General features: G+C 55.4%; 4 protein-coding genes. All 4 read left to right on the top strand.

Translation table 11 applies throughout. The features are described 5' to 3' along the window. The first annotated feature begins 442 nt into the window (after positions 1 to 442). Positions 443 to 6,676 carry an MG2 domain-containing protein gene (locus VMJ32_00915; protein ID HTQ37555.1) on the top strand — a complete coding sequence of 2,078 codons (6,234 nt, stop codon included), beginning with the start codon at positions 443 to 445 and terminating at the stop codon, positions 6,674 to 6,676. Positions 6,677 to 6,965: 289 nt separating this feature from the next. Continuing rightward, complete coding sequence (locus VMJ32_00910; GenBank protein HTQ37554.1) at positions 6,966 to 8,018, top strand: hypothetical protein; 1,053 nt, start codon at positions 6,966 to 6,968, stop codon at positions 8,016 to 8,018. A gap of 59 nt (positions 8,019 to 8,077) precedes the next feature. Continuing rightward, complete coding sequence (locus VMJ32_00905) at positions 8,078 to 8,830, top strand: ABC transporter ATP-binding protein (GenBank protein ID HTQ37553.1); 753 nt, start codon at positions 8,078 to 8,080, stop codon at positions 8,828 to 8,830. Positions 8,831 to 8,854: 24 nt separating this feature from the next. After that, positions 8,855 to 10,058, top strand: a 1,204-nt coding sequence (locus tag VMJ32_00900; GenBank protein HTQ37552.1) for a hypothetical protein, incomplete at its 3' end; no start/stop codon positions are given.

Genomic DNA, 10,058 nt, shown 5'->3' with positions numbered 1-10,058 from the left:
GCGACAAAGTGGCCGCTGACATTTTCACGATCGCGCTGGCCTTAGCCGTCCGTTGCGTGACGGATTTCTGTCCCACGTCCACCATGCGGCTGGCGCCGTGTTCATCGAAATGAGAAAGTTTATGGCCCATGGCGCTATGATACACCGCGGCAGGGGAGCCGGTAAGGAAGATTGGATCGCTCTTGCCCAGTCGTTGCCAACGGCCTATAACGCGGCTAACAGTAGGGTGTATGGATCGGATTAACTCTCGCTCTGCAAAGCGTTTGCGGCTGGCAGGTCACCATGCACCGCAGGAGCAGAGAGAACTTGGCATTTTCGACGAAACTTCGGCGAACAGCGGAACTGCAAGGGTGTTTTTATCGTCTTAAGTGAGGAGCTTGGAAATGGCCTGCTTGGGAAGGCTCTTCAACCGTGATGATTTGCCGCCAACCGAGAAGCAACCATGAAAATTCGCAACCCGTATCGCGGCCTGACAATGGTGGGAATTATCGCCGCACTGGTGGCTGTTCTGGCGCTTGTCGCCGCGCCGGCCGAGAAGAACTTAAGTGCGGACCGGGCGCGGTGCCAAAAACTTTACGACGACGGCAATTATAAAGACGCTTACGATGGTCTGCGACGTTTGGTGTTAGATCCGGCGGATGAAACGACCTTTGTTCCCGCCGACTTTAATTTGGCAATCACGTGCCTGCAGCAATTAGGCCGGATCGACGAGAGCGACGAGTTCCGCGAAGCAGCGATTAAAGCGCATTCGCAAAATTGGCGGCTGTTGCAAGCGGCGGCCGACAGCGATTTGAACGGCGTCCATTATGGCTTCATCATTGCGGGAAAGTTCTCGCGGGGACCACACCGTGGCGGCGGCGAAGCGGTGAACTCGGCCCAGCGCGACCGGGTTCGAGCCCTGCAATTGATGGCACAGGCCATGCCCCTGGTGAAAGCCGAAACGCACAAAACCGAAGTTGCGGATTATTGGTTCGCACTAGCCAGGATGCTGTTGAGCAACCGCGATTTCAATCAGGCCTGGCGCTTGGGCTATTTGACCAATCTGGACGAATTGCCCGACTACGATCAGGGATGGTTTAACGACGCTGGCGCCAAAGGAGCGCCCGTCGACAGCGATGGAAATCCAATTTTCTATCACGAGCCGAAAAATTGGGAATCTTCCCAAACCGACGGCGAGCGTTGGCGCTGGGCGCTCGCACAGGCGGCGGAGAACGACCCGCATCGACAAAACGAGGCGCGCTATGAATTGGCCGAGTTTTTGCAAAGCCAGTTCGGCGTGCAAACCATGGCCTACTTCGGCACGTTTTTTACCGACCAGCAGGATAGTGACACGTCGGCCGCTGAGACTGCCAGCAGCTCCGGCCCGGCCGATGCGGACAAAAACAAATCCGAGGGCACGGCTAAAGAAAACCAAAACGAGGCCAAAAACGGCGGCGAGAAAGAAAAGCCGGCGCCTTGGGCACTGAATACTTTGGGTGAAGACGAGACTATCGCTCGGCTTGCCAACGGCATTCGGCGGTTCAAATTGCCGGAGGAGTTTAATTTCATCCGCATTTATCGGCAGATTGCTGACGAGCCGCAAACCGGACACGGCGAGGACGCGCTGGGGCAATTGGCGCAAATCTTCGAGAACCGTAAGCAATATCCGCAAGCGGCCGATTGGTGGCAGCGGAGCATCAAAGAATATGGCCCCGGCGGCAACGATTTTAAGAAGCAACGGCTCCAGCAAATCGTGGGAAATTGGGGGCGATTTGAGCCGGTCATGTCGCAGGCCGCCGGCCAGGGTGCCACGATCGACTTTCGTTACCGCAACGGCGCGAAAGTCAGCTTCGAAGCACACGAGATTAACATCGCCAAGTTGTTGGCGGACGTGAAGACGTATCTCAAATCGAATCCCGGCCAGATCGATTGGCAAAAGTTAAACATTGCCGATTTGGGCTTGCGGCTTGTGCAACAGAACGAAGAGCAGTACCTGGGGCCCAGCGTAGCCCAATGGGATTTGGCGCTGCAGCCGCGGCCGGAGCATTTTGATCGGCGAATTACGGTCACGACTCCGTTGCAAAAGGCCGGCGCATACTTGCTCACGGCGAAAATGGCCGATGGGAACACCAGCGATGTGATCATTTGGCTGGAAGATACAGCCATCGTGAAGAAACCGCTTTCCGGCGCCACGTTTTATTACGTGGCTGATTCGCAAAGCGGCGCGCCCATTGGGAAGGCTAATCTGGAATTTTTTGGATACCGGCAGCGGTCGGTTGGGCAGAATCAGTTCACGATTGACACCCGAGATTTCGCCGAACAGACCGACTCCGACGGACAAGTGGTCGTCGCGCCCAAGGATGAGGACGAGCAGTTTCAATGGGTGATTATGGCCACCACGGCCGATGGACGGCTGGCTTATTTAGGGTTCACCGGCGTGTGGAACGGCAGGCCGGACGACGTGGAATACAACGAGACCAAGGTTTACACCATCACCGACCGGCCTGTCTATCGCCCGGGTCAAAAAGTGCATTACAAATTTTGGGTGCGGCATGCGCAATACGATCAGGACGACAAATCGGACTTCGCCAATCAGACGTTCAACATCGAGATTCACAACCCCAAGGGGGAAAAAGTTCTGACGAAGGCAGCGACGGCCGACAACTATGGTGGCGTTGAGGGAGATTTCGATTTAGCCGCCGATGCCACCTTGGGAGTGTATCAACTGTATGTGGTGAACTTTGGGGGCGGGAGCTTTCGCGTCGAAGAGTACAAAAAACCGGAATTTGAAGTCACCGTCGAGGCGCCGACCCAACCCGTCATGCTGGGCGAGAAAATCAAAGCCAGCGTGCAAGCGAAATACTATTTTGGCTCGCCCGTGACCGACGCCAAAGTGAAGTACAAAATCGTGCGCTCCAGCTACAACGGGCAGTGGTATCCAGTGGGACATTGGGATTGGCTTTACGGCCCAGGATATTGGTGGTTTGCCGACGATTACCCGTGGTATCCGGGCTGGCGGCAATGGGGATGCCCGAGGCCGGTGAGCATGTGGTGGGGTTTCAACGTTCAGCAGCCACCGGAAGTGGTGGAAGAAGGAGAGACGGCGATCGGCCCCGACGGCAAGGTCGAGTTGGAAATCGATACTGCCGTGGCCAAGCTCATCCATCCTGATCAGGACCACCGTTACGCCATTACGGCGGAAGTCGTGGATGCGTCGCGCCGCACCATCGTGGGCCAAGGGAGCGTGCTGGTAGCCCGCAAGCCGTTCCGTGTGTACGCCTGGGTTGACCGCGGTTTTTATCGAATGGGCGATACCATACACGCCGAATTTCAAGCGCAAACCTTGGATCAAAAACCGGTGCATGGCAAGGGCGTGGTCAATCTCTACCAGGTGGTCTATACGGACGGTAAACCGCAGGAAACGCTGGTGCGAAGTTGGGAACAATTGGATCCGGATGAGCACGGGCATGCTTCGCTGGAGATGAATGCTTCGGCGGCGGGGCAGTATCGATTGTCTTATCACGTCACCGATGAGCAGCAACACACGATCGAAGGAGGTTATTTGTTTTCGATTGTCGGCGAAGGATTCGACAGCCGTAATTTCCGCTTCAACGATTTGGAATTGATTGCCGATCAGCGCGAATACAAACCTGGTGAAAATGTGAACCTGATGGTCGACACGAATCGACCCAACAGCACGGTGTTGTTGTTCTTGCGGCCCACCAATGGCGTGTATTCCAAGCCCAAGGTGTTGCGGTTGAGCGGAAAATCTGCCGTGGAGGAAATTGCCGTCGTCAAGAAAGACATGCCCAACTTTTTTGTCGAGGCGGTGACGATTGCGGGTGGAAAGCTGTACGACGAAGTGAAGGAAATTGTCGTGCCGCCGGAAAGCCGAGTGCTGGATGTGGCAGTGGTTCCATCGAGCGAAATCTTCAAACCGGGGGAAAAGGCCACGGTCAACGTCAAACTCACGGACAGCGCGGGAAAGCCATTTTCCGGTTCCGCCGTGGTGGCCATTTACGATAAAGCGGTGGAGTACATTTCCGGCGGGAGCAATGTGGAAGATATCAAGGCATTTTTCTGGAAATGGCGGCGGTCGCATTACCCGCAAAACGAAACCAATTTAATGCGTCAGTTTTGGGATTTAGTGCCGCCCGGACAGCAAGCGATGTCGAATTTAGGAGTGTTTGGCGAAACGGCGACAGACGAAGCCGAGATGCCGCAGACCGCGCTCTTGCACAATCGCAGTGGAGGCGGTGGAGCGGTGGGATTTGACGGGAATTTAATGAAATCTGCTGCGGCTCCGGCGGCGCCGCCGCTCATGTTTGGCGCAGCCGCGAAGGCGGACACAGGACTCACAACTCCGAGCGCTGGTGAAGGCGGCACTTCCTTAGTCGAGCCCACGGTGCGGACAAATTTTGCCGACACGGCACTGTGGGCCGGCGAACTTGCGACCGATGAAAACGGCGCCGCACAAGTCTCGCTGGTCATGCCGGAGAATTTGACCACCTGGAAAGTGCGGGCCTGGGGAATGGGGCACGGCACCAAAGTGGGCGAAGGCGAGGCGGAAGTCGTCACCCGAAAAAATATCATCGTGCGGCCGGAAGGGCCGCGCTTTTTCGTCGAAAAGGATCAGGCCGTCTTGTCGGCGGTGGTTCACAATTATCTGAAAACCGCCAAACAGGTAACGGTGGCCTTGGAACTGGACGGCAAATGCCTGACGTCGCTGGCCGACAACACGCGGCAGGTGGAAGTGCCCAGCGATGGCGACGTGCGGATCGATTGGCTGGTGAAAGTGGACCACGAAGGAGAGGCCATTATCCGGATGAAGGCGCTTACCGACGAAGAATCGGACGCGGTGGAGCAACGATTTCCGGTCTACGTTCACGGGATGCTGAAGACCGAAAGTTTTTCCGGCGCGCTGCGAGCTGACGAGAACGAGGGAAAAATCTCTTTCCGCGTGCCCGCTGAGCGGCGCATTCACCAATCGCGGCTGGAAGTGCGGTACTCGCCCACGCTGGCTGGAGCCATGGTCGACGCGCTTCCGTATCTGGTCGATTATCCGTACGGCTGCACCGAGCAAACATTGAACCGTTTTCTGCCGACGGTAATCACGCAACATATTTTGATCAACATGGGATTGGATTTGAAGAAAATTCAACAACAGCAGACGAACCTGAACGCGCAAGAAATTGGCAGCGATGTTCAGCGGGCGGCCGATTGGAAGCAGCGAGATCACAATCCGGTGTTCGACCAGGCGGAAGTCGACCGAATGGTGAAAGACGGCGTGCAAGCGCTGACGCAAATGCAGCTTTCCGACGGCGGCTGGGGATGGTTCAGCGGCTGGGGGGAGCAAAGTTATCCCCATACCACGGCGTTGGTGGTGCATGGCTTGCAAGTGGCAAAAGACAACGACGTGGCACTCGTGCCGGGTGTTTTGGAGCGTGGGATCGCCTGGCTGAAAAATTATCAGGCTCGACAAGTGCAAATGCTAAAGAATGCGTTGATACAACCCCAGCCGGCAGACCCCTACAAGCCGGCGGCCGACAACCTCGACGCGCTGGTGTACATGGTGTTGGGCGACGCAGGCATAACCGACGACGACATGCGCGGCTTCTTGTATCGAGACCGGACCAAACTTTCGGTTTATGCCAAGGCGATGTTCGGGCTTGCGCTGGAGAAGCAGGGACACAAAGACCAACTCGACATGCTGCTGGAAAACCTGCGGCAGTTTGTGGTCGAAGATAACGAGAACCAGACGGCTTATCTCAAGCAGCCGGAGAACAATTATTGGTGGTTCTGGTACGGCAGTGATACGGAGGCCAACGCTTACTATCTCAAGCTGCTGGCGAAGACGGACCCGAAGGGGCCACTGGCTTCGCGTCTGGTGAAGTATTTGCTAAATAACCGCAAGCACGCCACGTATTGGAACAGCACGCGGGATACCTCGCTGGCGATTGAAGCCTTGGCCGATTATCTGAAGGCCAGCGGCGAAAATCAGCCGGATATGACGGTCGAAGTATGGCTGGACGGCAAGCAGCAAAAAGAAGTGAAAATCACTCCGGCCGATTTATTCACGTTCGACAACAAATTTGTCCTGGAAGGGGACGCGGTTGAAACGGGCGTCCATCAATTGGAGCTGCGGAAGAAGGGCAATGGCCCGCTGTACTACAATGCTTACCTTACCAACTTCACGCTGGAAGACCCGATTACGGCGGCCGGGCTGGAAGTGAAGGTCAATCGGAAGTATTACAAGCTAACGCCGGTGGATCAGACGGTAAAAGTATCGGGAAGTCGCGGGCAGGCCGTTGATCAGAAAGTGGAAAAGTACGAGCGCGAGGAACTGCCAAACTTGGCTACGGTTAAAAGCGGCGATTTGGTGGAAATTGAATTGGAAATCGACAGCAAAAACGATTACGAGTATGTGATGTTCGAGGACATGAAGGCCGCCGGTTTCGAGCCGGTCGAGGTGCGCAGCGGCTACAATGGCAATTCCTTAGGCGCCTATATGGAACTACGCGACAATCGGGTAACGTTCTTCGTACGTTGGCTAGCCCGCGGAAAACATTCGGTCAGTTACCGCCTGCGTGCGGAAGTCCCCGGTCAATTCAGCGCCTTGCCGGCCACCGCCAGCGCGATGTATGCCCCCGAACTTAAGGGCAACAGCGATGAAATGAAGCTGAAAATCAGCGATTAACGTCTGAGGGACCCCACAGCACTCGCTAAGCTGGCATTTCTGTCCGCCCATGATCGGACATTTGGGTAGAATGCACTTGATATGCAGCGGTCATTTTGTGCACGGGTAGCGAAATTGGCGGGCTCGGCATATTGCTAAGTGTAGTTTTGGGCTTTCTAACGAAACTTCCGAGTGCCCGCAGAGGTTTATTCTGTGTGAGTATAGCGGCTCGAAGATTGGGTAGAATTCGATTAAACTAAGGTGCTATAAGTAGCCATCTAACCACAGCCGTCACGAGGGTTAGCACTCTATGGGAAGCCGGTGGTTCAACATTGCCGTGGTGTTGGTGTGGTTGAGCACCGGCACGTGGCTATTAGTAGCCAAAATTGTGCCGCCGCTGCGGCGCGGGGAACCGCCGAATTATCGCTCCATGTACAGCCTGCAAGCCACGGACGAGGGTGCGCATGCAGCCTGGGATATGTCGCTGAATGGCAAATCGTTGGGTTACGCCGTCATTTCGCTGCAAAAAAGAAACGGCGATAACACCGAGTTGGAAAGCCGAATTCGATTCGAGCACGTTCCACTGGAAGAGCTATCGCCGGCTTGGATGCGGGCCCTGGTGCACACCGCCTTTCCGCCGAGCGACAATTTGCAGATGGTTGTGGAGAGTCGTTTGACCATTGATAAACTAGGATATTTGAGCGAGTTCACTTCGGTTCTGCGGATTGAAAGCCTTCAGGATGTCATTCGGATTCATGGCACCGTGAACGGAACGCTGCTCAAAATCGTGGTGAGATCGGGGAGGGTGGAATATCCGTTTGATACCTACCTGCCCAGCGACGCACTGGTGTCAGACGAATTGTCGCCCCAGTTATGCCTGACAGGCTTGCGAGTCGGGCAGGAGTGGACCGTCCCCGTGTTCAGTCCCTTGCGGCCGCCGAATAATCCGGTCGAGGTGTTGCAAGCTCGAGTCGAACGGCGCGAAGTGTTGATGTGGAACGGCCAGGGGGTGCCGGTTGATATTGTGGAATACCGGGCCGATTCCGGCTCGGCGCTTTCTTCGACTAGTCAACCACGGGCGAAACTGTGGGTACGTGACGACGGGGCCGTGTTGAAACAGCAAGTATCGATATTGGGTTCGGATTTGGTTTTCCTGCGATTCTCGCCGGAACGTGCTGACGAATTGGCGGCGCGGAACAAATCTGAGGAGGCCGAATACCCGTGGCTGCGGCGTAATCGCTGGTCCAATGGCGGTTTTTATCCGCAGAATTCCGAAACGAATTCCGAGCGTCCTGTTTCGAATTCCAGCCCCGCAGCCACAGACACTGATGCCGCGGAAGTTACCCCCAGTCCGCAACCCTGAACGCTGATCGAGCTGCTTGCTAGAGTGTTGCCCAACCAAGTTTCGCCGCAAATCTATCGATGATCGAATTCAATCAGGTTGTCCGGAACTATGGCCCCAAAATGGCGGTCGACCATTTAACGCTAGCCATTCCGCCGGGAGAATTATTTGCACTTTTGGGTCCAAACGGGGCAGGCAAAACGACGAGCATCAAAATGCTGGTTGGATTGCTGCGGCCGACGGCCGGAACTGTCCACATTTGCAACTATGACGTGGTTCGTGAAACCCGACAGGCCAATCGCTGTTTGGGCTATGTGCCTGAAGAGCCCTATTTGTACGAGAAACTTTCGGGCCGGGAATTTCTGCAATTCATTGCCGATTTATACGGGTTAGGTCGAGAAGAAGCCGCCACCCGGATGGCGCGGGAAATTCAGAATTTTAGCCTGGCGGAATTTGTGGACCAAATGACCGAAAGCTATTCGCACGGGATGAAGCAACGACTGGTGTTTGCGGCGGCATTGTTGCACGATCCGGCGGTGTTGGTGCTGGATGAACCCATGGTCGGGTTAGACCCGCGCAGTATGCGGTTGGTGAAAGATTTGCTTCGGGAACGGGCCGACGCCGGGATGACAATATTTATGTCCACGCATACGTTAGGATTGGCGGAGGAAATCGCCGATCGCATCGGGATTGTCGATCGCGGCAAGTTGCGTTTTCTGGGCACGGTCGACCAATTGCGCCAACAATTGGCACAGGAACACACCAGCCTGGAGCGGATGTACCTGGATTTGACCGCGACCGCGGAAGAGGCGGCGGCGCGCGAATCGACCTGAGTTGGTGTGACCGCGGAGCGTGCTATGACCAGGGTTCTTTACAGCGACTTCATTCCGCCTGTCGGCGGATTGCTTTCCGAGCAGAACGAATCGCACGTTTTCTGGCGGTTGCGCGGGCGCTCCGCGTTGTCGACCTTGCGCTGGATGTTGTCTTCAGCTCGGTTGCGGATGTCGTTGGTGGGCTCGCTGAGCTTGTTTTTCTGGTGTGGATTGTTCGTGCTGTTTTATCAGGGTTTTAATTTTTTATCGTCGCCTTCCATCCATACCAATGTCATCGAGCCGTTATACAACGCCTTTTTTTTGGCATTGATGTTGATGCTGGTATTTTCTTCGGGCATCATTTTGTACAACGCGTTGTTTAATTCGGATGAAGTGGCGTTTCTAATGACTACGCCCGCCCGAGCACATCGCATTTATCAGCATAAATTTCAAGAAGCGGTGTGGTTTAGCAGTTGGGGCTTCGTGCTGTTGGGCAGCCCTACCTTGGTGGCCTACGGCGTCGCGACCGCGGCTCCGTGGTATTACTTCGCGCTGCTCTTGCCGTTTGTGATTGCGTTTGTGCATATTCCGGCCGCCCTCGGGGGAATTTTGTGCTTGTTGATTGTCAATCGGCTCCCCTCGATTCGCGTGCATGCTTTGGTGCTCAGTTTAGTGTCGGCTGTGCTTGCGTTGTCGTGGCTAGTATGGACGATTTTTAGTGGCACGGAAAACAAATTGATGTCGCCGGAGTGGTTTCAGGAAATGTTCTCTCGCTTGCAATTTACCGAGCAGCGGTTACTGCCCAGTTGGTGGCTGAGCACCGGTTTGTTGGAAGCCGCGAGGCCCATGTCGCTGGTGCCCCTGCGCGATCCACCCTGGGCCCAAAGTCTGATGTACTTGGCGCTGTTGGTGTCCAACGCCATGTTTTTCAATCTGGTGGGCGTATGGTTGGCCGGCAAAGTGTACCGCGCCAGCTATAGCCGGTTGTATGACGAACCGACTCAGCGGCGCCACGCCAGTACCTGGTGGTTGGACGGCGCGCTGGGCCATTGTTTAATTTTCTTGCCCCGGGATGTCCGAATGCTCTTGGTGAAAGATTTCCGTTTGTTCCGTCGCGATCCGGTGCAGTGGTCGCAATTCATCATTTCTTTCGGACTGCTGGGGTTATATGTCGTCAATATCCGCCGATTAAGCTATATTCCGAATTACTCAGCGATGATTGGATTTTTGAATTTGGCCGTGGTGGGCT

Source organism: Pirellulales bacterium, assembly GCA_035499655.1.
In the GTDB taxonomy this organism is placed as follows: Bacteria; Planctomycetota; Planctomycetia; order Pirellulales; family JADZDJ01; genus DATJYL01.
The sequence above is the reverse complement of the archived record's forward strand: the minus strand, read 5'-3'. Positions and strand labels throughout refer to the sequence as shown.

Excerpts from the sequence above, each read along its gene's own strand:
- VMJ32_00915 (HTQ37555.1), top strand. The coding sequence starts at position 443 with ATGAAAATTCGCAACCCGTATCGCGGCCTGACAATGGTGGGAATTATC.
- VMJ32_00910 (HTQ37554.1), top strand. The coding sequence starts at position 6,966 with ATGGGAAGCCGGTGGTTCAACATTGCCGTGGTGTTGGTGTGGTTGAGC.
- VMJ32_00905 (HTQ37553.1), top strand. The coding sequence starts at position 8,078 with ATGATCGAATTCAATCAGGTTGTCCGGAACTATGGCCCCAAAATGGCG.